At 44.7% G+C, this 26,203-nt stretch carries 15 protein-coding genes and 1 pseudogene; 2 read left to right on the forward strand and 14 right to left on the reverse strand.

Going from position 1 to position 26,203, the window contains the following annotated elements:
- Positions 1-51 precede the first annotated feature (51 nt).
- From QF041_RS07060 to QF041_RS07080, 5 genes and pseudogenes are all read right to left on the reverse strand, one after another.
- Positions 52-1,520 (reverse strand): annotated as a pseudogene (locus QF041_RS07060) (Msr family ABC-F type ribosomal protection protein).
- A 494-nt stretch (positions 1,521-2,014) separates the two neighbouring features.
- On the reverse strand, positions 2,015-3,904 hold the full coding sequence (locus QF041_RS07065; protein WP_307413157.1) for a beta-glucoside-specific PTS transporter subunit IIABC: 1,890 nt from the start codon (positions 3,902-3,904) through the stop codon (positions 2,015-2,017).
- Positions 3,905-4,115: 211 nt separating this feature from the next.
- Positions 4,116-4,946, reverse strand: a complete 831-nt coding sequence (gene licT / locus QF041_RS07070) for a BglG family transcription antiterminator LicT (RefSeq protein ID WP_307413158.1) — start codon at positions 4,944-4,946, stop codon at positions 4,116-4,118.
- Positions 4,947-5,347: 401 nt separating this feature from the next.
- Entirely contained in the window at positions 5,348-6,790 is a 1,443-nt protein-coding gene (locus QF041_RS07075) for a 6-phospho-beta-glucosidase (protein WP_307413159.1), read from the reverse strand.
- A gap of 365 nt (positions 6,791-7,155) precedes the next feature.
- Positions 7,156-7,986 (reverse strand): amidohydrolase family protein, encoded by an 831-nt coding sequence (locus tag QF041_RS07080; protein WP_307413160.1) that lies wholly within the window; start codon positions 7,984-7,986, stop codon positions 7,156-7,158.
- Between the two features lie 322 nt (positions 7,987-8,308).
- Here QF041_RS07080 and QF041_RS07085 point away from each other — a divergent pair, with 322 nt between their 5' ends.
- Together QF041_RS07085 and QF041_RS07090 are read left to right on the forward strand one after the other, a co-directional pair.
- Complete coding sequence (locus QF041_RS07085) at positions 8,309-10,036, forward strand: cellulase family glycosylhydrolase (protein WP_307413162.1); 1,728 nt, start codon at positions 8,309-8,311, stop codon at positions 10,034-10,036.
- 131 nt (positions 10,037-10,167) lie between these two features.
- Positions 10,168-11,067 carry a manganese catalase family protein gene (locus QF041_RS07090; protein WP_307413163.1) on the forward strand — a complete coding sequence of 300 codons (900 nt, stop codon included), beginning with the start codon at positions 10,168-10,170 and terminating at the stop codon, positions 11,065-11,067.
- A gap of 188 nt (positions 11,068-11,255) precedes the next feature.
- Here QF041_RS07090 and QF041_RS07095 read toward each other — a convergent pair whose 3' ends face one another.
- The 9 genes from QF041_RS07095 to QF041_RS07135 all read right to left on the reverse strand — a co-directional run bounded on the left by QF041_RS07095 (position 11,256) and on the right by QF041_RS07135 (position 26,153).
- Positions 11,256-13,238, reverse strand: a complete 1,983-nt coding sequence (locus tag QF041_RS07095; RefSeq protein WP_307413165.1) for a sucrose-specific PTS transporter subunit IIBC — start codon at positions 13,236-13,238, stop codon at positions 11,256-11,258.
- Between the two features lie 26 nt (positions 13,239-13,264).
- On the reverse strand, positions 13,265-14,740 hold the full coding sequence (locus tag QF041_RS07100; RefSeq protein ID WP_307413167.1) for a glycoside hydrolase family 32 protein: 1,476 nt from the start codon (positions 14,738-14,740) through the stop codon (positions 13,265-13,267).
- A 346-nt stretch (positions 14,741-15,086) separates the two neighbouring features.
- Positions 15,087-16,070 carry a LacI family DNA-binding transcriptional regulator gene (locus QF041_RS07105; protein WP_221819545.1) on the reverse strand — a complete coding sequence of 328 codons (984 nt, stop codon included), beginning with the start codon at positions 16,068-16,070 and terminating at the stop codon, positions 15,087-15,089.
- Between the two features lie 373 nt (positions 16,071-16,443).
- On the reverse strand, positions 16,444-16,866 hold the full coding sequence (locus tag QF041_RS07110) for a hypothetical protein (RefSeq protein ID WP_307413170.1): 423 nt from the start codon (positions 16,864-16,866) through the stop codon (positions 16,444-16,446).
- A 233-nt stretch (positions 16,867-17,099) separates the two neighbouring features.
- Complete coding sequence (locus tag QF041_RS07115) at positions 17,100-18,773, reverse strand: ribonuclease J (RefSeq protein ID WP_307413171.1); 1,674 nt, start codon at positions 18,771-18,773, stop codon at positions 17,100-17,102.
- 157 nt (positions 18,774-18,930) lie between these two features.
- Positions 18,931-20,202 (reverse strand): L-rhamnose isomerase, encoded by a 1,272-nt coding sequence (gene rhaA, locus QF041_RS07120; RefSeq protein ID WP_307413173.1) that lies wholly within the window; start codon positions 20,200-20,202, stop codon positions 18,931-18,933.
- A gap of 19 nt (positions 20,203-20,221) precedes the next feature.
- A complete protein-coding gene (locus tag QF041_RS07125) occupies positions 20,222-22,291 on the reverse strand; it encodes a bifunctional aldolase/short-chain dehydrogenase (protein WP_307413175.1) in 2,070 nt (689 codons plus the stop codon).
- 178 nt (positions 22,292-22,469) lie between these two features.
- Positions 22,470-23,402: a glycoside hydrolase family 5 protein gene (locus QF041_RS07130; RefSeq protein ID WP_370739085.1), complete on the reverse strand. Its 933-nt coding sequence runs from the start codon at positions 23,400-23,402 to the stop codon at positions 22,470-22,472.
- A 411-nt stretch (positions 23,403-23,813) separates the two neighbouring features.
- A complete protein-coding gene (locus tag QF041_RS07135) occupies positions 23,814-26,153 on the reverse strand; it encodes a beta-galactosidase (RefSeq protein WP_307413178.1) in 2,340 nt (779 codons plus the stop codon).
- Between the last annotated feature and the right edge of the window lie 50 nt (positions 26,154-26,203).

Raw genomic sequence — 26,203 nt, forward strand, 5'->3', positions numbered from 1 at the left:
GAAGGTTGTTCTGTCATCGGAGTGATCCGTGTAAATCTTCTTTAGTTCAACTTATATATTCACCTGAATTAATTGACGCTCTGTAATCTGAAATTGTTGATCCGCTGTATTTTCAATAAACCTTTGATCATGAGATACATACAGAATCGTCCCTTCATAGGCCTTGATAAAACGCTCCAACGCTTCCAATGCATGCATATCAAGAAATTCGTCGGTTCATCTAACAATAGAATGTTATATTGTCCAAGAAACAAGTGACATAATTGAAGACGAATCGCTTCTCCTCCACTTAATGTCCCAACATTCTTCAGCAGGTCATTACCTGAGAATTGCATCGCATGCAACGCACTTCTGAGCTCTGATTCCTCATATTCCGAACGATCTTTCAGGAATTGTAATACGGTCTCTTTTGTCGTGAATCGATAGCTCATTTGCTGAAAATAACCGAGCTTTGCTTTTGGAGACATCGTGATGTGATCTCCAGTATGGAAAACATGGTTAAGCAATGTGCTTTTCCCGCTGCCATTGGCTCCGGTTATCGCTATTTTTTGTTTTAATGGAATTTGAAAACTTACATCCTCCAACAATATGTTTCCTTCCACCTCAAGCGTAAGGCGATCTGCCATAATTGGAAATCTATTGTGCAGCTCCAGTGTCTTTGGCTGACGGAAGATCATAGGACGATCCTCCTGCACTGCTTTTACCTCGTGAAGTTGTTGCATCCGCTGTTCAATCGCTTTGGCTGCGCGGTGGACCGCTTTTTGACTGGTGCCTTTGGATTTTGTTTCAACCATGCGGTTTGCTTTTGCCTTGGATTCTTTTTTGGACATGCTTCCGGCCTGCGTTATTTTCTCGGCTTTCTTCATCTTTTCCCGAGCGGCCAGCTCCAATCGTCTTTTCTCCTTGGAAAACTGTTCATGGGCCTGGTTTTGCTGTTCACGCTCCAGCCTCTTCTGTGCCTGATAATCACTATAGTTACCGGAATATACGCGAACCTCGCCTTGATGGATTTCCCAGATCGTGGTCACCAGTTCATCCAGAACCGCACGATCATGACTGATCAGCACAAGCGCCCCATAGTAATAACGCAATTCATCCAGCAAAAATGTAATGCCCTCTTGATCCAGGTGTGTTGTTGGTTCATCCAGTAACAGTACTTCATGATAATGAGTGAACATTTGAGCCAGTTTCAAACGGGTCTGTTCTCCGCCACTCCATGCTTGGTCGTGTTGAGGTATGGCTAATTTACTGAGTAAAGCCCCGTCAACTTCGAGATTTTCGTTAGGCTGGGGTGGTTCCACTTGTTCCAAATAACCAAACTCTGCAAAACGTTTTACCTTTCCGGCTGTTGGCTGGATCTGTCCCGCAATGAGTTTCAACAATGTACTTTTACCCTGACCATTCCCACCTACTACACCAATGCGATCCAGTTGATGCACAGCCAGTCGCTCAATGTTCAGTACTGCTTTATCCATATAGGTCATCTCAACCTGTTCTAATTCAAAACATATCTTTTCCATATTCGCTACCTCCGAAATAAGATTTATTTCGTATCGATAGCGAAGCACACTTCTATCGATACGAGCTTATCGTGCCAGCTCGTATCAATAGAACAGTAACGTCATCATAGTGGTTACCTCCAGTAGTCTGTATTGAGCGCCTTTACCTAATTATTTAACTGATTAAGATAATCAGAAGAAAAAACAAAGAATCACAGGCCACGGCCTGTGATTCAACGTAAACGGGTAAGCGAGTATAACACTTATTTTAAGGTCAGGATGATTGAAAATGACAGACTGATCCCGTTTACTCTGAACCAATAGTCAGAGCCTTTGAACGTATTCAATTACCGATTCAAAGGAAGGAAGCGCAGTCTCATTGCATGTGTCATGTTCAATAATCCACCTTTCATTATCATGTATAGATGTACAATTCTAATTATAATTATAATTTTCCAATTCCACCATGTCAACGGAACCATGAAAACACGACACCATCGGATTAGTACATCAATCTACTTTTGTTCCTGGCTATTACCGCTACTTAATTTTAATAGAAGCTCCTGGCTATGAACCTGACCTATAGCCTGCGGAATCACTTCTTCGTAGTTGGCTGAGTTGGTTACAATAATAGGTGTCACCGTATGATAACCAGCAGCCTTAATCTGTGCAATATCGAACTCAAGCAACAGATCTCCCGCTTGGACCCGATCGCCTTCCTTGATATGGGAAACAAAATGTTGCCCATCCAATTTAACGGTATCTACTCCCACGTGAACTAATATTTCAGCACCGGTGTCTGACACTACAGCCAAGGCATGTTTTTTCTTGAATGCAACGGTAACTGTACCATCAAAAGGCGCTACGACTCTGCCCACAGTTGGCTCAATCGCAATCCCTTTACCCATTGCTCCCGATGCAAAGGCCGGATCTGGAACTTCCGACAATTCAACAATCGTTCCTTCGATTGGGCTAAATACATCTTCGTCTGAAGCATTCGTTGTACGGGCAGGTTGCTCGGCAGATGCAGTAGGTTCAGTTTTTGTTTCTTCTTCAACCGGATCTTTGAAGCCCATGATGTACGTCAGTACAGCCGAAACAACAAACGATACTACGATACCCAGAATCAATCCAGGGAAACCTTGTCCACCTGGTCCGTAGAAGATTGGCAAGGTCAGCAGTCCCGGTGCGCCGGATGCAAATGCCAATGTACCCGCTTGACCAATGATAGCTCCACCAACTGCACCACCGATAACTCCTGCAATGAATGGACGTTTCAGTGGTAATGTCACCCCATAGATGGCCGGTTCAGTAATGCCAAATAACGCGGTCAACGTGGATGATCCAGCCAGCGTTTTCAGTTTTTTGTTCTTGGTTTTCAGCATAACCCCAAAAGCAGCGCCCGTTTGAGCAAAGATCGAAGCTGTCGCAGCCGGTTTAACGCCATCCTGTCCATACACTGCAACGTTGTTGATAAATACCGGAATGAGACCCCAGTGTATTCCGAAGATAACGAGCAGCTGCCAGCTTGCACCCATAACGGCTCCTGCGAGCAATGGACTGAATCCAAATGCGGCAACGAGTCCAGCTGCAATTGCATTACCAACGTAGACACCAAATGGTCCAAATACCAACAGTGTCAGCGGTACCATAATCACTAACAAAAACAATGGTGTAACAAAGTTTTTCACACTATCGTGAAGTGTCTTATTAAAGAACTTCTCCAACTTGCTCATGACAATGACAGCCAAAATGATAGGAATAACTGTAGATGAATAGTTCATCAAAATGACAGGGATACCGAAGAAATCCGTTGGTGTTCCCTCTGATTTCAACGTGACGATGGACGGATAGATCAGTGCTCCTGCAATCGTCATCGCGACAAACATATTTCCCTGGAATTTACGTGCTGTTGTAACCGCTAACAACAGAGGCAGGAAATAAAAGAGACTATCTGCTGCTGCATACAGGATCGTATATGTTGTTTCTGTCGTTTCCAGCCATCCGATATTGCTTGCAATCAACAATAACCCTTTTAGAATACCGGCTCCCGCCATAACACCCAGAAGTGGTGCAAAGATGCTGGATATGATATCGATAATCCCCCCGAGCCCTTTGGCTGCTTTGCGAGGTTTTTCTTTATCTGACGAATCGTCCAGAATGTTACTGATCTGTCCAATGGCACTATAGACTTCAGGCACCTTGTTACCAACAACCACCTGGAACTGTCCTCCATTTTCTTTGACTGCGATGATGCCTTCTGTTTTCTCCAGTTTGGCTTTGTCTGCCTTGGCATCGTCCTTTAATACAAACCGTAATCGTGTTGCACAATGAACCAGCGATTCCACATTTTTCTCACCGCCGACCAGTTCTACAATCTCTTTGGCCAGTTTCTCTTGACTCATAATCTGCACCCCCACTTTTTCTCAAACAGGCCTCTTACCGATTTTTTTGCACGCAAAAAACCTAAGCCTTGAGCAAGGGGACACAATGGTCCTGACCTTCTCATGACTTAGGTTTTGCCTGCATAACCAGTAACAATCCCAGTTAAATCGTATTTAATTCCTGTTAATCACATATTATTATAATGAAACCATTTTTGTCAACATTTAAATATTATCGATTAACCACTCGTTCGATATGAACCGTCAGATACAATTTTTCTTCATTGGTCAGCTCATGGTTGTACTCTTTTTTGACAAACAGCTCAATTTTCTCCGTACACGCTGCTGCATCCGGATGTTTCTCCTTAATCATGTCATAGAAATGATCATAGTTGTTGTCGTAATGCGTACCACTGAGCACACGCTGGGAGAAGAACTTCAGATGTGTGATAAAGCGAAAATAACTGAGAGAGTCCTCATCAAATTCCATTTTGAAATGATATTTGGCTATATTAATAATCTGCTGGATAAACTTCGTAATATTCATCGTTGTAATAACTTCTTCGTTCATCTCTGCGTTAACAATATGAAGGGCAATAAAAGCGGCTTCATCGGGTGGAAGCTCAATATTCATACGGGTGTTGATCTGTTCCAGCGTCCTCAGACCCAGTTCGAATTCGGGCTTGTACAACTGTTTGATCTCCCACATTAATGCGTTCTTGATCTCCACGCCTTCCCGATAGCGTTCAATCGCGAAGTTAATATGATCCGTAAGAGATACATAGATGTTCTCATTCAGCTTTCGGCCCAGATTCTCACTTGCATACGTGATGATCTCTTCCACAATTTCAATCAGTTCCATCGGAACTTCGCGCAGCAGCATTTTGAAATTATCGGATGTTTGTTTGTTTTTCAATGCAAATACTTTCTGGATGCGGGTCTCGTCTACTTTATCCCCCGGCTTTTTCTTAAAGGCAATCCCACGTCCCATCACCACAAGCTCTGCTCCATCCGCCTGATAGATGCTAATGACGTTATTGTTGATAACCTTTGCTATTTTCACTTCAATCCCCCCGTCACGTTCCACTCTCTTGGCAGTTATACATCGTCTTTTGGGCATACAAAAAAAACCTGAAGCATCACAAAATAAACAAGACATGGTGGTCTGCTTTTTTTGGTGCTTAGGTTTTGCCTACTTCGAGTAGTAACAATCCCAGAAACGATATAATTGCGTCAAGTATAGCGCGAACCTGACTATATGTCAACGCTTTCAATGTGAGGACAATCGGAAGTCCCATGGTTATATAAATTGAACTAGATAATACTTACACTAGCTACTCCGATGACAGAACAACCTTCCGATCGCTGTTATCCCCAGCCTAAATGTTTAGTTCAATTTATATAAGATGAAACTTCCGATGTTTTATTGCCGTACAAGACCATTTTAATTCAGAAAAATATAAACTAAGCGTCACCCAGGTTTGTTCCGTTGGATTCGATCACATTTTTGTACCACTCAAAACTCTTCTTCTTCAATCGTGTCAGTTCACCATGACCTTCATTATTACGATCCACGTAAATGTAGCCATAGCGTTTTCGCATCTCACCTGAGGAAGCACTCACAATATCAATAGGTCCCCAGCTGGTGTAACCAATGATGTTCACCCCATCCTGAATGGCCTCACCCATTTCAGCTACATGTCGTTTCAAGTAGTCAATCCGGTACGCATCATCCACTTTACCTTCCGGTGTAACCACGTCATTGGCACCAAATCCATTCTCAACAACAAACAGCGGCTTCTGATAACGATCATGTAGTTGATTGGCGGTAATACGGAATCCTTTAGGATCAATCGTCCAGCCCCACTCGGACTTCGCCAGATATGGATTGGCTACCGAGCCAAATACGTTACCGCTGGTCATATTTTTGATAACTTCCGGATCGGTACTGGTTGTACGACTTGAATAGTAGCTGAAACCGATATAATCTACCGTATGATTCTTCAAGATTTCCGCATCACCCGGCTGCATAACGATGTTCAATTCGTGGTCCTTGAAGAAACGTTTGGCGTAACCCGGATATTCCCCACGTGACTGCACATCGATGAAGAAATAGGACTCTCTATCTTTTTCCATGCCTTGGAACACATCTTCCGGATTACAGGTATACGGATAGAAGCTTCCTGCGGCGAGCATGCACCCAATCATGGCACCTGGGATAATCTCATGACATGCCTTGACTGCCAGTGCACTTGCAACCAGTTGGTGGTGAGCAGCCTGATATTGGATCTCCTTGATATTATCCCCTTCATTGAACGCCAACCCCGCCCCAAGGAACGGAAGATGAAGCAGCATGTTAATTTCATTGAACGTCATCCAGTATTTCACCTTGTCTTTGTACCGAGTGAATACCGTTGTAGCGTACGTCTCGAATAGCGTTACCAGTTCACGACTTCTCCAGCTGCCGTACTTCTCGATCAGGTGCACAGGCACATCAAAGTGAGCTAATGTAACCACAGGTTCAATGCCGTTTTTCAACAATTCATCAAACAGGTTATCGTAAAATTGTAATCCGGCTTCATTCGGCTGTGCATCTTCTCCTGTCGGGAAAATCCGTGCCCAAGCAATGGAGACACGCAGTGCTTTGAATCCCATTTCTGCAAATAGAGCAATGTCTTCGGGGTAACGGTGATAGAAGTCAATCGCTTCATGTGAAGGGTAGAACTCGGTAGCGAGCGGCGTAAAGGCCGGAACATTACCTTTCATAATACTTCTGCGGTTCTCACCTGTTGGCAGCAAGTCAACGATACTCAGCCCTTTGCCATCTTCCAGATACGCGCCCTCCGCCTGATTGGCAGCAATGGCTCCACCCCACAGAAAGTCTTTAGGAAATTTAAAATTCGTCATCATCATTCTCCTTCCAATTATGTAATTCAGCTATCCGCTCCAATCGTAAGAAACATTAAAAAGACAAAATATTTAAGTTGAACTACACAATTACACATAAACGGAGAGGACAGAAAAAATCTGGGGATAACAGCGATTGGAAGATTGTTCTGGCCGCGCAGTCGTCTTGTGTAAAATCGGTTGTTCAACTTAAATAGAAAAAACCCGAACCAGCCTGGATACACGAAAATGTGTAAACAAGCCAGCTCAGGTTATGCCCATATCGGTAACATTCCCAGATCATGAATATGCGGATTGGATAAAACTTTAGCAAGAATCAGAACAGTTGTCAACTTCTTGAAACCGGTTTAGCTTCGGATTGCCCACTACGATATTTGATAGAACGCAGCACATGTGCCGCCAAGAATCATCTGTTGATCTGATATAGGTAGGGCATTAATGTGACTTACAATGAGACCGTATACTTCAGAATACGTAGCTGAAACGTTGCACACGGGCCAGTCGGACCCGAACATTAACCTTTCCGCACCAAAGGCTTCTATGGCGATATTCAGATAGGCTGTAAAATCCTTTGGAGTCCAATTTGCCCAATCTGCTTCCGTCACCATCCCTGAAAGTTTACAATACGCATTAGGTTGTGCGGCCAATGACTCAAGTGCTTCTTTCCAGGGTGAGATTATACCTGATTTTATGTCGGGTTTGGCTAGATGATCAAGGACAAATCGCTGTTCAGGAAACGTCTTAACCAATTCAACGGCATAAGGCAGTTGCTCCTTGGATACCAACAGATCGTATGCCAAATCATACTCCTTAAGCAATGAAATTCCGCGCTGAAAGTCTTCTCTCAATACATAATCCAGATCAGGTTCATCCTGTATGACATGACGTACGCCCCTCAGATATGGATTGGACGCGAACAGTTCAAGCTGATTCCGAACTTCATCCGAACAAAGATCCACCCATCCAACAACACCTTTGATACATTCATGCCGATCCGCCAGCTGCAGAAGCCATTGGGTTTCTGTCAGTGATTGTCTGGCTTGTACCGCAATACAACCATCCAGTCCTGATTGGACCAATAAAGGTTCAAGATCTTCCGGAAGAAAAGATTGACGAATAGCTTTCATCTCTTCGCCAATCCATCCGTACTCGGCGACATTGTATTCCCAGAAATGTTGATGTGCATCCAGCTTCATATTAGATCCCTCCCAGGGTATTTAAATCTAATTATCATTAAAAAGCAACCACATGATTTTTCATTTGCAATGAAATAAACGCTCACTACACATCTATTAGTATGACAAAATCACTGATTTTCATATGATTTTTATTCCAATTGTGCAGGTATTGTCCAATATTAAATCATGATATAGTAAATTACGAAAACGCTTTCATAAAATAATTCGGTGGTGATTCCAGTATTAAACAAGTAAATTTTTGTTTGCGTTGAGCTCTATTTTCACCCTGCTTAACCGCTATTCAGGTTCAACCAATCTCTATTCGAAGGAGACTATATTAATGAAAAAAAACCGCAAATCAATCCTTTCTCTTACGCTTGTGACTGCCATGATTCTATCTCTATTCTCCTCGGCTATGGCTTCAGCTGCAACTGACAACAGTGAACAGGCCAGTGCATCACCCGCTCCAAGCAAAATGCAGACCTACGTGAACGCCATGGAGCCTGGCTGGAATCTGGGTAACTCTCTGGACGCCGTTGGTGAGGATGAGACAGCTTGGGGCAACCCTCGTATTACAAAGGAACTAATTCAGTCGATTGCAGATGAGGGCTACAACAGTATCCGTATTCCTGTGACCTGGGAAACCCACATCGGTGACGCACCCGACTACATAATTGATTCCGCTTACATGAATCGGGTTCAAGAAGTAGTGAACTGGGCCCTCGATGCGGATCTCTACGTCATGATCAATCTTCACCATGATTCCTGGCGCTGGATCAGTTACATGGAGAAAGACCATGACAACGTGCTTGCACGTTACAACGCTGCTTGGACTCAGATTGCGGACAAATTCAAAGATGCATCCGATAAACTTATGTTCGAAAGTGTTAACGAACCACGCTTCTCCGAAGGCGGCACAACAGATGCAGCGATTGGATATCGCATGCTGGACGAGTTGAATACTTCTTTTCACAAGATCGTAAGAACTTCGGGTGGAAACAACGAGACACGTCCACTTGTGCTTCCAACGATGCATACCTCTTCCGCTCAACCTGATCTGGATGAACTGAATAAGACCATTCGAAAATTGAATGACAGCAATATTATTGCAACCGTTCACTACTACGGGTTCTGGCCATTCAGTGTGAACATCGCAGGTTACACCAAGTATAACGAGGAAGTACAGAAGGACGTTACTGACACATTTGATCGGGTATACAATGCTTTTACAGCGAAAGGCATTCCGGTTATCGTTGGTGAGTATGGCTTGCTTGGTTTTGACCAACACACAGGTGTCATTGAGCAAGGCGAAAAACTGAAATTCTTCGAATTTGTTGGACAATTTCTGCGTCAAAAACAAATGACAACGATGTTGTGGGATAACGGACAACACTTCGGTCGCACAAGCTTTACTTGGTCTGATCAGGAATTATTTGATACCATGAAAGCCAGTTGGACAGGTCGCTCATCAACAGCTGAAACGGACCTCGTATATCTTAAACAAAATGAAGCTATTCAAGATAAAAAGGTAAAACTCAATCTGAATGGGAACAAATTCAATTCCTTGAAAAATGGCAATACGCCTCTTGTCAGAGGTAAAGACTATACGATCAAAAAAGATGTACTTACGTTAAAATCCAATCTGTTAACCAAATTGACAGCCCCTGGTGATTTGGGCGTAAATGCCACACTCACGGCTGGATTCAATGAAGGTGCTGACTGGAACTTCAATATCATTAAATATGACACACCTAAGTTGAACGATGCAACTGGTACAACCAGTGCATTTGCCATTCCGACTACGTTTAACGGGAACCAACTGGCAACGATGGAAGCAACATATGCAAACGGAGAGAACGCCGGTCCACAGAACTGGACTTCGTTCAAAGAATTCTCCTACACATTTAGCCCAGATTACGAACGTAATGTGATTGAACTGAAACCGAACTTCTTCAATGAAACCAATGATGGCGAAGTCACGCTTAAGTTCCATTTCTGGAACGGAGATGTGCTGACGTACAAAATCACGAAAAATGGAACCAGCGTTGTTGGCGTAACTTCCAAATAAGAACTCATCTAACGTTCTGTTCAGAGCTTTAAGCTCTGACAGAACGTTTTGTTTTTGTTTCACAATTGATCGAATAACGTACAAGTGCCCCTTCATACCTTTACACTAACTGGGATTGAGGGGGAAATGTCATGTTTAAACGTGTAGACCGTCTTGCCATCGAACTACCCATATCCAATAATCCGGACCCTAATGGAGCTAGTGCAGTTCAGGAGTTGCTTGGTGGAAAGTTCGGGGAAATGTCAACATTAAACAATTATATGTTTCAGTCATTCAATTTCAGAGGCAGATCCAAGCTGCGTCCTTTTTATGACATTGTTGCAAGTATTACCGCGGAAGAATTCGGCCATGTCGAACTTGTCGCCAATACGATTAACCTCATGCTTGAAGGTTCAACTTCACCAGGTGCCCCAGACTCCACACCACTGCGTGTTGGTAAAGACGCACGGATGACGTCACACTTTATCGAATCTGCCCAGACAGCGCTCCCGTATGACTCCATGGGAAGACCCTGGAATGGTTCATATGTCGTGAGCAGTGGCAATCTGATCTTTGATCTGTTGCATAATTTCTTTCTTGAATGCGGTGCAAGAACTCACAAAATGAGAGTCTACGAAATGACCGACAACAAAACAGCCCGAGAAATGACAGGTTATCTGCTTGTACGCGGCGGTGTGCATGTTCTTGCGTATGCCAAGGCACTGGAAATTGCAACGGGTGTGGATGTAACGAAGATGTTCCCTATTCCAAAACTGGATAACAAAGCTTTTGAAACGACACGTAAGTGGGAAGCGAAGGGTGAGCACCGCAGGTTGTACACGTTCAGCGACAAGGATTATCAGGGCATTGCCCAGATCTGGAAAGGGACACACCCAACCGATGGTGGTAAACTGGAGGCTTTTGCAGGCTTGCCGGGGTATGGAGGGCCAGTACCTGAGCTACCTGATCTGCCGGAAGAATTTGCGCCAGGGATATCCGCGGAAGATCTAATGCAGATTGCCGAGCGACTGAAACGTCACGCTGGTCTGTAGGCCGACGATTGACGTTTGTTTATCCATAGGGCGCCGATTGGATAACCGTAAACTGGTGCTGCCTTGTGTGCTAGAACTTTTTGTTTAATTAGATTATTGATGATCTGTTTTCTTTGATTTCTTATGGGGCACACAAAAAAGGGAAACGGGAGAGATACATCTCTCCCCGCTTCCCACTTTACACGCCTCTATTGTGGCTCAGTAAAATTCACTACAAGTACTGCTTCCCCATTGGCTTGAACATGGCCAGATGACGTTGCTGTAACAGTTGCTATCGTTTCGTTTCCACTTGGGATCAACACAGGTGTAATCACCGGCAGACCCGCAGCCTGAATGACATCCATGTCAAATTCAATCAACAATTGTCCTGCAGTTACACGATCTCCGCTATTCACATGTGCGGTAAAACCGTTTCCTTTTAGTCCAACCGTATTAATTCCGATATGAACCAGCATCTGTACACCTGTTTCATGCTCCAGAATCACCGCATGTTTACTCTTGTTCATGACATGTGCAATGACACCATCAAACGGTGCGTACACTTTTCCTTCTGATGGCTCGATGGCAATGCCCTCACCCATGTGTTTTTCCGAGAACGCCGGGTCAGGAACCTGCTCCAGAGCAACGACGGTACCGTTCATTGGCGAAGCTATTTCGAGAAAATCTACCTTAGGACGATTGCTTGTAACGGCGTCGGTAACTGAATTAATACGCGGATTAGAGTCCTCTGCTTTAACTTCAGTTGATGTTACTCCACTGTTCTCATGGCTCACCGCTTCTTCTGCAACCGGTTGATCCTTATATCCGAAGAACCAAGTAAGTGCAAATGCAATCGCCATGGCAACTACGTTGGACAAAATATACAACGGCAGTTGGCTGTTCAGATAGAGCAGTGTACCAGGAATAACCGTTACAGCCATGCCTGTACCTTGCAGATGGAACAGGGAAGCGATGAAACCACCCACACCACCACCAACCAGCCCCATAATAAATGGTTTCATGTAACGCAAGTTAACTCCGAAGATGGCTGGCTCGGTAATGCCCAGAAATGCGGACAAGGAAGAAGGTAATGCGAGTGCTTTGAGTTTCATATTTTTGGTCTTCAGACCAACTGCGAGACAAGCCGCTCCTTGTGCTGCCATGGCACAGGTAATGATGGCGTTGAACGGATTGAATCCCGTTTTCTCCAGTAGCTGAATCTCCAGGAAATTAAAGATGTGATGCACACCGGTAACGACAATAATCTGATGGAAGAATCCAATGATAATACCTGCGATGCCAAACGGAAGATCCAATACGGCAGTTGTTCCATGCAGCACCCACTCTTCCAGGGAATGGAACACGGGACCAATCGCGAATAGTCCAAGCGTAATCATGACTGTCAAAGTAATAAAAGGAGTCAAAATTAAGTCCAGTGCCTCAGGTACCCGTCTTCTTAATACCTTTTCAAACTTGGCTCCAATCAAACCTACAAAGAACGCAGGCAGAACCGATCCCTGATAACCCACGACAGGAATAAAACCGAACATATGCAGCGGCTGTGCTGATCCATCTGCCACCGCGTAAGCATTGGGTAAAGCGGGATTAACCAGCATTAGCCCCAGTACGATACCAAGTACCGGACTTCCGCCAAATACGCGGAATGCGGACCACGCTACAAGTGCAGGTAGAAATGCAAAGGCCGTATCCGTCAGGATTTGAGTGAACAACAGGAAATTGGCCGAGATATCATCCGGTGTTGCACCGAACAACGCCAGAATTTCATTCTGGGTAAGTAATCCGCGCAATCCCATGAACAGCCCTGTAGCTACCAGAACGGGAATGATGGGTACGAATACGTCACCAAATGTGCGAATAGCCCGCTGAAAAGCATTTCCTTCCTTTTTCCCCTGACTCTTCACATCATCCTTAGACGTTCCTTCGATGCCCAGCTTCTCAACCTCTTCAAAGATTCGATTCACTGTTCCCGTACCAAAGATAATCTGATATTGACCTGAGTTGAAAAAAGCACCTTTCACCTTCTCGATGTTCTCGACCGTTTTCTGATCAATTTTTTCTTTATCTTTCACCATGATGCGAAGACGTGTTGCACAATGTGCAAATGATGCGATATTCTCTTTGCCCCCGATGGCATGAATGACTTCCTGGGCAATCCGTTGATTCTCCGACATGTTATCTCATTCCTCTCACGTAATACTTAATAATCCCATTTTGTTGCTTCAAAATCAGCTTTGCCTCCGTGTGCAAAGAAACGAATATCTACGCTGTCCCGGCTTGGGAAAATGCGGCTGGTAAAGACCTCTTCCCCATCGTTCACAAAGATCTCGACGGAAGACGAATCTACGAACAGATGGAACTTAATCACATCTGAAGTAAGCGTGCACTGTCGTACAACTCCGTTCTGTTCTGCCAACTTGGCACCAGACATCGTCCGATCCAAGACAACTTTCTGCTGAATTCGATCATACAGAAGAATCGTCTTTTCAGTTCCATTTGCCCGTACTTCGATGCCTACAACCTCTGCTTCTACATGGCTTATCTCACATATCAGCTCATAGGCAATCCCATTAAAACCAGTGAAAGATCGACTCTCATTGTCAATTGTTGCGCAAATATGTGCGCCTTTATCCTGCTGACGTAATTGGACCATCTCTGCAACAGGTTGTTGGATTAACTTGCCGTCTCTCAGTGACAATTGCCGAGGAATGGTCAGGCAATGAGCCCAGCCACTATCGTCTGTCGGATACGTTAGATCGGGAAGTCCCATCCAACCAACTAGAATACGTCTTCCGTCCGGGTCCTGCATGGTCTGCGGAGCATAGAAATCGAATCCACGATCCAACTCCTGAAATTCACCATGTTTGAACTCTCTCGTCTGGAGATTGAGCGGCTCACCGATCAGATAACCAGATTGAAAAATATTTTGATAATGATCTCCCGCAGCATCTAAGCCTTGCGGGGAAAAGACAAGTACACCTTTCCCGTCCATCTCCATATAATCCGGGCACTCCCACATGTAACCAAAGGAGGTTAATTGCGTACGAATTTCACCAAGAAACTCCCAGTTGTTCAGATCAATGGAGCGATACAGCACTGTACATCCCGTCTCGTCTGTTCTCTGCGCACCAATTACACAATAATACGTGTCTCCTTGTTGCCACACCTTGGGATCTCTGAAGTGTTCCGTGTATCCTTCTGGCACAGACGAGATCACTGCATCATTCAGTTTGGTTACTGAACCGCTTTCATCCATAACTGCCAGGCATTGATACGGGTGTCTGACCCAATCCTCATCCCTCGTATTGCCTGTGTAGAACAAGTGTAGCTTGCCGTCTTTTTCAATCGCGCTACCGGAATAAGCTCCGTGTGAGTCATACCTGCTACCCGGTTCGATTCCAATCCCGACATTTTCCCAGTTCACCAGATTCTTCGAGCGGGTATGATACCAGTATTTCATGCCATGTTCTGTCCCAAGTGGAAACCACTGATAGAACAGATGATAATAGCCTTGATAATATGCAAAGCCGTTAGGATCATTAAGCAGACCTGTTATCGGCTGAATGTGATAACTCTGTCTCCATGGACACTCGGATATCTGTGCTTCAAGCTTCGCAATCTCTCCAGGCTCCGCTTGCTCAATTCGTCTGTAGCGTTGCTCTCTAGTCATTTTCATAGCTGTTCTCCATTCTTGCTTATATAAGTTAGACCAAGAAATTTTCACACTGGGACTACGATGGCAGAACAATCCTCCGATCGCTGTTATCCCCAGATTTCCTGATCCCTTTCTAAAAGGTGAAATCCGGTGATAAAGGCGAACACTACGTTTCTTCGAATTTTTTCTGCCCTCTTCGTAAATGTTTTTTTCTTATATAACTTATACGAAAATCAAAATATAGGAACCGGTTCCACTCAAAGCAAAAAAATAATTCCATATGGCATTAATGCCTGCCCGTGTTCGCATATCCGCATTGGATATTCACAGTGGAACCGGTTCGATGGAATTATCATAAAGGATGTTTTTATAATTTGTCAACGCTTTCTCGAGGAATTAGTTCTACGTCCAGTGTTGTTCGTTCCTCCACCGACTCGCCTTTGACCAGACGAATAATGTGATTCGCCGCTACTTTGCCCGCCTGCAAATAATGATATTTCACAGTCGTCAGCGTAGGATGAATCATCTCCGTAATATCGTATCCGCCAAATCCGGTAACAGACAAATCTTGCGGTATGCGGATTTTATTGGAGAACGCAATCTTCATCACACCCAGTGCAATATTATCCGTAGCCCCCACGATGATTGTTGGTGTGATTTCTTTCAGAATGGCTTCAGCAGTAACAATGGCTTCCGACATCTTAAAGCTTGTCTCATAATACTTCACTTCACATCCACTACACTCGGCGATTGCTCGCTGGAATCCTTGTTTACGATAGATCCCTACCGCCCGATCCTTCTCGCTAACTCCCATATACACGATCTTGCGGTGACCTTGTTCGACGACATATCTGCCCATCTCATAACCTGCCTGGTCATCATTGTGAACCAGACTGTGCAGTTGCTCATGCTGCTGCCCCACCAATAACACCGGAATCCGTATATCCTCAACGGCCTTCAGATGTGCTTCAGTCACTTCAGCAGCCAGCAGAATAATACCCGATACCTTCTGTCGTGCAAAATCATAGATGGCATCAATCTCGCGCTGCATGTCCTGACTCGTATTTGCGATCAGCATCTGATACTGATTACTCCGCAGTTCTTCATCAATTCCAATCAATGTCTGGGATGTCGCAAAAGAATCGAGACGCGGCACAACCGTACCGATAATACTGGTCTTCTTTGCCTTCAGACTCTGTGCAAATGTGTTGGGAACATAATTGTATTGTTTGATAATGCGCTCAATCTTCTGGCGTGTATCTTCACTAACCGATCCGCCATTCAGAAAGCGAGAGACCGTGCTTTTTGCCACACCTGCCATCTGAGCGATATCAGAAATCGTTTTATTCATAAAGACTCCTCTTATTTCTATTAGCTGGTTTACCTTTTATTATACTTCGAATCGCAAACCCATGGCGAATTTGATTCAACTCCATTTATCGCACATCTATTGTACATTCCCGATGTAATAGCAAAAGCCCGATGGTAAGTTTCCATATGCAGGTTCGTCCAGATCATCAGGGCAAGGATAATATTCTTGGAGGCAATGTCCAAAAATTATTAATCATGAACGAAAACCGCCCGCTGTTGGATTTCAAACAGCGGGCTAAGTCATCCCATAGAGGTAGACCCAGGGTCTACATTAATATGTTATGCAGCTATGCAGGAAATGTGTATAAACATAAAAAAAACCCTATCAGCATCAAGCCGATAGGGTAGTGAGATTAGTCAGAAACAACAAGTCCATCAAAGTTCTCCGGGCCAACACGAACTGTTCCCAGCAAGTTTGAGCTGATGAATGCAGAATAGGTCAATTGTGGTAAAAGTGGTGGATTGAAGTCATCAGCTGAGAATGTGATAACTTGCGGTGCCAAAACACTTACATTAAAAGTAGAAGTTGCGGAATAAATGACAGGGTCTGTTGCCAAGGTCCCTCTTACAATGGTAATCGTAATTCCAGCAAGAGCTAAAGGCAATTGTACAGAAACTGTTCCTTTAAATTGAACTCTGAGGTTCGCCCCTGCTCCTGCTGTTTGCAGACCGATTTGACCAAACAATTGCGGCGTATTAAGCACTAAAATCGGAATAGCAATAGAGTTAGCTAAACTTGCATTTTGGGATGTTCTTGCATCAAGAAATGTTGTCATTGAGTCTACCTCCTAATGTTTAAGATAAGATAGTATATTCTAAGGTTCCTAGTGTGCATGGACATCTTGCCATAAAACAAAAAAAAGGCACTGCCAGTATTGTGACAGCAGTGCCTTTTTACTGATTCTTTCGGATTCGATTTTACATTGTAACAGTTACATCTTGAATGTACCGTCAAAGAATCCTTTTTCCGTTACCTTCTTCCACGTTAACTCTGCCCACTTACTCGGAACTATACTTCAATTATGATCGGCAAGATCATTGGTCTTCTCTTTGTTTGAGCGTAAATATAGTGACCGATCTCGTCTTTCAGCTTTCTTTTGATCACATTCCACTGATTCACCCCAGCCCCGGTCAACTCATCCATCCGGTTTAGAACAAGCTCATGGATCTCATGCATGAATTCTTCCGAATCCTTAACGAATACAAAGCCTCTGGAGATAATTTCGGGTGATGTGACCATCTGTTTTTCCGTTTTGCTCAGTGTAGTCACAATCACCAGCATGCCATCGGAGGATAATTGCCTGCGGTCACGCAGTACAATATTGCCGACATCACCCATGATCAGACCGTCTACGAGACTATTTCCTGATGCAATTTTGGGACCCAGCGAAGCAATGCCGTCTTTGTACTGGACCATATCCCCATTATTCACGATAAACACATGATCACGCTCTATACCTACGGATTCAGCAAGCAGTCTGTGTTGATACAACATGCGAAACTCACCGTGGATCGGAATCAGATAATCCGGTTTCATCAGGGTAAGCATCAATTTGAGTTCTTCCTGACTGCCGTGTCCGGATACATGCATCCCAGCAGCACCACTTGAACCATATATCACACGTGCTCCGAGAACATAAAGGTTATCAATTACATGTGCAAGATTCCGTTCATTACCCGGAATGGCACCCGCAGCAATAATGACCGTGTCCCCGGCGTTAATTCTTACGTGAGGATGTTTACCGGATGCCAAACGTGACAATGCTGCCATCGCTTCTCCCTGGCTGCCAGTGCATAATACAACGACTTGTTCTGGTGGAAACTGATCCGAATCAGTAGCTTCAATCAACAATCCGTCAGGAACTTGCAAATACCCCAATTCACTGGCCACCGATACCACATTCACCATACTTCTGCCCAACAGTGCCAGTTTGCGCCCCGTCTCGAATGCTGCATTCACAATCTGCTGTACCCTGCTGACATTCGACGCAAAGGTGGAGATAAATACTTTTTGTTTTGCACGGATAAAGGCATCCAGAATGTGGTCTCCCACGACACGCTCGGAAGGTGTAAATCCGGGTCTTTCTGCATTGGTACTCTCGGAGAGCAAAATATGGACACCCTGTTTGCCAATCTCGGCCATACGGTGCAGATCTGGGAAAGGTCCATGTACAGGAGACATATCAAATTTGAAATCTCCGGTATGCACAACATTGCCTGCTGGAGTCTGAAAAAAGATACCAAGACAATCCGGTATACTATGACTGGTTGCAAAAAAGGAAACCTCGATTCCTCCCAGCGTAATGCTGGAATGAGCATCGATCGTATGCAGGTCGGCCTTGCGCAGTAGCCCATGCTCCTTCAGTTTAAGCTCGATCAGCCCACGAGTGAGCCTGGATGCATACACCGGGATGTTCATTTGTTTTAACAAATAGGGAATACCACCAATGTGATCTTCATGTCCATGGGTAACCACAAGACCCCTTACTTTATCCAGATTCTCCAGCAAATACGCTACATCCGGAATGATCAGATCAATACCAGGCAATGTCTCATCGGGAAACTTCGAACCACAGTCAATCACGATGATGTCCTGATTGTACTGGATAAAATACATATTTTTCCCTATTTCATTCACGCCGCCAAGTGCAGCGATATACAGTTTGTTGTGGGCTAAATTCAACTCTATTATTCCTCCTCTGCGTGGCAATCGTATATGATACGCATCTATATTCCTAGTATGGAAGCAATCGCCTAAGTTATGCATTTCAGCGTGATTATGCCAAAAAACCACCACGGAATTTTCATTCCATAGTGGTTTATTCGAAAAATAAATACAGTTACACCAATGATTTATCACGCTGTAGTAATACGTTTTGTTCATAGTTTTTGATATCGGTGATCCACTTTTCACGAACTGGAACGCCTTGCTGAGCACAATAGTAGTCCCAGATCGCGCCAAACGGATAGGATTTGAACTCTTCCGTTAAGGCAAGGCGCAACGTGTAATCCCCTTCCAACTCGGCTTGTTTCAAGGCATCCACTGGTTCCAGCATCGCACGCAGAAGAGCTTTGATCGTGTTGCGAGTACCCACAACCCATGCAGCTACACGGTTAATACTTGCATCAAAGAAATCCAGTCCAATATGTGTGGTCGCAAGCAGATCATGTCGAACCAGTTCACGGGCAATTTCCAGCAGCTCATCGTCCATGATTACCACATGGTCACTGTCCCAGCGCATCGGACGGCTTACATGAAGTAGAATGCCACTTGTAAACAATGACAAGGACGACAGTTTATTGGAAATAACCTCTGTTGGATGGAAATGACCCGCATCCAGGCAGATCAACGTATCATTTTGCAAACCGTAACCCATATAGAATTCATGAGAACCCACCACATATGCTTCCGAACCCAGACCAAACAGCTTACTCTCTACCGCATCCAGATTGTGCTCAGGGTTAAGTGGTTCGCCGAATACTTCATCCAGCGATTCTTTGAGACATTTGCGTGGTGTCAACCGGTCAACCGGATTATCTTTGAATCCGTCCGGTACCCATACATTGGTTACACAAGTCTGACCAAGCTGTTCACCGAAATAAGCACCAATCCGGCGGGATGCCTTGCAGTGATCAATCCAGAACTTGCGAATTTCAGGATCTGGATGACTTAACGTGAACCCGTCACTTGATTTTTCATGGGAAAAACATGTTGGGTTGAAGTCCAGACCGAGTCCTTGTTCTTTGGCCCACTTCACCCAGTTCTCATAATGCTTTGGCTCAATCTGATCCAGTTCAACCTGCTCGTCTGTATCCGTGTAAATCGCGTGCAGATTGACCTTATGTTTGCCGGGAATCAGAGCAAAAGCTTGCTCCAGATCGTTACGAAGTTCTGCTGGTGTGGTCGCAGCCCCCGGATATTGACCGGTAACGGAAATACCCCCTGTTAACTCCCCATCTTTATTCAGAAAACCTTTGACATCATCGCCTTGCCAGCAGTGTACCGATACTTTGATCTCCGCGAGTTTGTTCAGCACCTCGTTTGTATCAATTCCGTGCTGGGCATACAATGCCTTGGCTGCTTCATACGCTTGCTTGACTTGGTTATCCATCCGCAAGAACCCTCCTATTTTAACGTGTAAATGCTGCCGGTACACCGCCATCAATGGTCATCATGCAACCGGTTGTTTTTTCGGATTTCGAAGAAGCAAAGAATGCAATTCCTTCCGCAATATCTCTTGGATAGATATTCACGAGCAATGTCGTCCGTTTGCGATAATACTCTTCCAATTGATCCGGTTCAATCCCGTATGCCGCTGCACGTTCGTTTCTCCAGGAACCGTTCCAGATCGCTGAACCCTGTAGAATGGCATCTGGAAGAATCGTGTTGACACGAATGCCATACTCTCCACCTTCTGCTGCAATACAACGTGCCAGATGTGCTTCCAGCGCTTTCGCTGAGCTGTAAGCCGAGGCACTTTTACCTGCATACACCGAGTTCTTGGAACCGATAAATACCATGCTTCCCCCAATACCCTGCTGTTTCATCAGCTTGAACGCTTCACGAGCCACGAGGAAATACCCTGTACCCAGAACATTCATATTCAGGTTCCATTCCTTCAGGGATGTTTCGTCAAATGGGCTGGATGTGGCCAATCCTGCATTGTTCACGATGATATCCACTCCGCCATATTGCACCGCAACATCAGCATAAGCGGATTGAACGGCTTCCTCATCGGTGACGTCCATCTTCAGCGCATAAGCACGATTCGCACCGTACTGATCATTAATTTCCTGTGCTACCTTCTGTGCGCCCTCCAAGTTGAGATCAGCAAGCACCACATGTGCGCCTTCAGATACCAATCTACGTGCTGTTTCACTTCCGATCCCGCCTGCGCCGCCTGTAATAAACGCCACTTTACGGGAGAACTCGGTTTCTGCCGGAGCCAAAGACAATTTGTACAATTCCAGCGGCCAGTACTCCACATTGTAAGATTCATTTGCACTGAGTGATACGAATTGACCCAGGCTAGTAGCTCCACGCATAACGGCAATGGCTCTGTGATACAATGCTCCGCTTACTTGGGAAAGCGCCCAGCTCTTGCCTGTGTTGATCATGCCCACACCTGGAATGAGGATAACGCGTGGTGCCGCTTCGAACATGACATCACCTTCGTTTTTGTTGCTCTCAAAATACTGCTGATATTGCTCTTTGTAGGCAGCCACACCTTCTACCAGTTTTGCTTTTAAGCCTTCGATATCTTCCGCATTCGGTGTCCAATCAATGAACAGAGGTACGACTTTGGTATGTACCAGATGATCCGGGCAAGCTGCACCCACCTGAGACAATTCCGGGGAATCTGCTCCACCCACAAAAGCAAGTACGTCCTCTTGATCATCAAAGGACATAATCATTTTTTTACTATCCGATACCGCTCCACGAATCGTTGGCATCACGCGTGATACGATCTGACGACGAACATCAGCGGCAAGTGCCGGGTGTTTCACACCACCGAACAAACTTCCTTCGTCCACCCGTGCTTCGATGAATGCTTCCGCTTCATTGATAATTTTGATGGTCTGAGCGTAACATTCCTCGGATGTTTCTCCCCAAGTGACAAGTCCGTGTTTTTCCATCAGTACGAGTTCGGCATTGGGATTCGAGAATACGCTTTCAGCAATCATTTTAGATAAGGTAAACCCTGGACGTACGTAAGGCACCCATACAAATCGATCACCGTAGATCTCTTTCGCCAATTCCTTGCCGTTATGCGCACAACACAGGCTGATAATCGCATCCGGGTGCGTATGATCCACATGTTTATATGGAAGGAACGCATGCAGAAGAGTCTCGATGGAGGCGCGCGGGTGCTTGGCATCAATCATGCAATGTCCCAGATATTCAACCATCTCTTCATCCGACATGGATTCACGTTCAATTAATGGTCGAATGTCTTCGAGCCCAAGTCCGGTAAAATGTTTCGCTTCCATGGAACCCAGATCAGAGCCGCTTCCCTTCACATACATTACTTCTACATCACGACCACGAAAATCCTTCACTATCGTTTTGGTAGAGGTATTACCACCGTAAATGTTACATACACTGCGATCAGATCCAATCAGATTGGATCGGTAAACCAACTGCTCAAGTCCTGTTGTTTTCTCAGATGCCTGCGATGCATTCCATAAACTCTGTACCATTTGTTTCCCTCCGATAATGTTTGTTTTATTCCTCATCCGAGTTTAACATCTTTGTTTTATTTTGAAAACAAAATATTTTAAAACAAAACGGAAATATTCAAAAGTCATCATAGATTGAGCTATTTTATTAAAAAACACCCTGACGTAACCGTCAGAGTGTTCCTGTTTCATCGGCGGATTAGAAAATCCCCGCTTTTTGGGAAGTGTTTTTAATACCATAGGTATCATTAACTACGGTGTTGCCAAAACTCGTTAAGCTTCCGTTCGGACCTGTGGCCATGTCCAGATAGTTCAGACCAGAGCTGTTTCCGTACCAAGACCAGGCAAGCCAACCTACCCCTTTTTCCTGCCCATATCTCATGATGGCATACTCGTCCACATCACCGTTTGTGTGATATCCCCCGAATTCACCAATGATCAGAGCCAATCCTTTGTTCAGCACATTCTCCATATTGGCTTTGACCGTTGCAGCATCTTTGCCAGCATACTCATACATATGAATGGAGAAGACGGTATTTTTTTGAGAATCGGCTGCAAATACACTTTGTCCATAATCCACGATGGATTGAGGGAACTGTCCCCATCCGGCTGCATCCACAATTAGCGTATTTTTAATTCCCGCATTTCTAAGTTTCGGAATGGCTTTTTTGTAACCATCAGCCCACGCACTTCCATTCCACGTTCCATACCATTCATTCGCAATGTTGACGATTACCCGATCTTCTTTGCCAATCAAAGCTTCCTTAATACTAATCCAGTAGTTCACAGCCGCATCCAACGAATTATAGTCATCTTTTCCTGTGGCGTCATGTACCTCGAGCACAGCTATCATTTTATTTTGGTTAACCACATTAATAATATTTTTAACAGCGTTCAGATCATCCTTGGTGTACAGGCTACCATTCGAAAGAACAATGCGTACCGTATTGGCACCTGTTTTGGCGATTGCAGGGATAGCGGTATTCAAATCATTTTTGAACCAGGAATGTCCGTGATTAACACCTCTCATGACAAAAGCCTTGCCTGTGGAATCGTACAACTTGTTACCGCTTACATAAAAACCTGTAGCAGCAGATGCTTTGGGTGCTGCACTCCCTAATACCATAAACATGAGAGCAGCAATAACCGTGAAGATTGTACACTTTTTCAGATTAACCATTCGTTTGGAACCTCCTGTATTTGTTTTTTTATTTCAATTAACCCTGCTCCAGGCAAGAAGTTAACTAAAATCGTTGGTAATAGAAGTTTTTTGTTGTTAAATAAATAACAATTAACTTTATAGAAGTTACATTATTTAGTTTAAATAAACTTTATCGTTAAGGTTATGAAGTTATAATAAATTGAAAACGTTTACCAGTCAAGATCTTTTTACCATGATTAGGAATCATTTGTTTTTACATAACACAGCAAAAAAAGGCTCTCTCCCCTCACAATCGTTCGGAGAAAGAACCCTCTGTATTATAAAACGTCAGTTAACTCTTGTTTAAGTCTTGTTTATCTGTTGTTTAACTCCTGATTTAGACTAAACGTCTCCCCTAACTCCCGCCAATACCAAACCAACCCGGTACTGTGGTCTCACCCGAATCTCATTAAACTTCCCGATCTCCACACCCTCAAATCGCTCCACATAAGCCTGATTCACATAACTCTCAGTCGTCCCTTTTCGAATTGGGGTTACAGACAGACGAAGCGCGTGATCAGCCAGCAAATGACGGGATTGCTTCAAACCAAGCATCCAGCTGTGCCCATAGTGAATATGATCTGTTAACATCTGATGATGAATATGTGCTGCAGCGACGTCTCCTTCATAATCAATCTCGATCCACACGTCATCTACTTGTTCCGGCCACGCTGTGTCCAATCTCAGTGTTGCTGCATACTCTTTGGGATAATCAACCTCTACAGCAGGCTCGTAAGGCGAAACTTGGAATGTATACGTACCGAATATTCCCGGCTTCGACTGTGATGACACAGCATATTTAGAAGCTGAAACATGCTCTGGAGCCGGATAGAAGGATACCTCCATCTCTGGTTGCTCCACGGATGTACATATGAGCATCTCATTCTGTACATACAGATGACTGCTGCTAATTACAAGCCTATCTTCTCCGCCCACACGGAAACGGTAGGCATTCAAGGCCTCTTCACGGGTCAATGTAATGATACGTATGATTACACCGTCGGATGTTGTGACTCTCAGATGATGGTCCTTGCCAACAATCGGGTGTATCACAACTTCATTCCCCTGCTCTGATATTGTACCTTCGGGCATATCCACATTTGTAACAGATGATGCATCAATAACATACTCAGGAATCATACCGTCATGGGCATAAAAGACAGCCGTAAGCTCCTGATTTACCATAAATCGGGTCAGTGGCTGAACGGTAGCACTAATGATCTTCATTCCATTCAGATTCATATGGAAAGGCAGAATGGCTGCCATGCCGGATTTCAGCTGCATCGTTCCTTCTCTTGGATAAAAAGCAGTTCCTTTGCTGGTATGCAGCTCCAATTGGATATCACGATCAGGCAACACCACATGATCCTGATAATTATTCATGAACAAGAATCCTGAGCCAGCTTGTTGGCGAACAGACCAACGCATATCCATCGTGTTCTCCGGGGTTATCGATTGTTGACCATCCGGTATAACACAGCCCATTGGTGCAAGCAACTCACCGTATGCTTCCAGGAACATGGACAAGCTTCGAATGCGGTCATACGATTCACCAACACGTCCAAATTCCCCGAGTGGCGATTGGTAATCATACGTCATTTTCGGCAATGCCTGCTCGTTCATATATGAATTTTTGCCTATCGGATTGGTCCCCCCGTGATACATATAATATCCGACCAGATTACTGCCATTCGCCAGCTTCACAATGGTCATCGCCTCGACACTGTCCGCATCAACAACCGGCCGAGCGTGATAACTGACCTGCATGCCACCAGCAAGCTCGCAGTACGCAGCAGGGTACTCCAGACTGTCATAATCCACTTCTTCCACAGGATTCATATGCAGATCCCGGAACAAATACTCCCGGCTTGGAGGCTGATTGGGAATCCATGGTGTGTACGCATACCCCGCTAGCATCGGCAATGTTCCTTCTTCAGGAACCGCAGCATTGCCCCAGGCCGTGGCAGTATAGAACATCGGCTTCATACCGACTTCTTCGGCAATATGGCGAAGCATCTTCAGATGTTCTCGTCCATCCCGGCCGGAGGTAATGTATTTTTCGCGGGTATACCCCCATGCATCCATGGGTGCGCCAGCGTGCATGTACTCATTTTCCAACTGTACCCCGATAACAGGGCCACCCTCCTGATAAAAACAGCCGTTGAGCTGACGGGCAATCTCCTGGTATAATCGCTTGGCGTAATACAGATATCCTTCATCGTTCGACCTGACTTCGAATGGGTAACTGAATAACCAATCTGGAATCCCTCCATTGCGAACTTCCCCATGACAGAATGGACCAATCCGCACAATCAGAGGCAGCTCATGTTTGCCACACAGATCCACAAAGTGCCGCAAATTCAGATTTCCTGACCAATTAAATTCGCCTTCCTGCTCCTCGTGAAAATTCCAGAAAACATAGGAAGCGACAATGCTCACCCCGCCTGCCTTCATCTTCAGTAATTCTTCTTCCCACTGCAAGTAAGCGAATCTGGAGAAATGAAACTCACCTACCACGGGAATATGGGGTTTAGCATTACGAGTCATATAATAGTTGGTAAAATCATACGATTCCCCTCGTGGGCTTTTGCCGCCACTGCCAGTCATGCGACCCGCACGAATCTCTTTATCTTCCGCATCCAATATAAAGCGAATCTGGCTACCTGCTATATTATCATTCATGGATTATATAACTCCTTCGATATAAATGGGATGTGTTGAAACGATTATCA

Source organism: Paenibacillus sp. W2I17 (genome assembly GCF_030815985.1).
Classification (GTDB): Bacteria; Bacillota; Bacilli; order Paenibacillales; family Paenibacillaceae; genus Paenibacillus.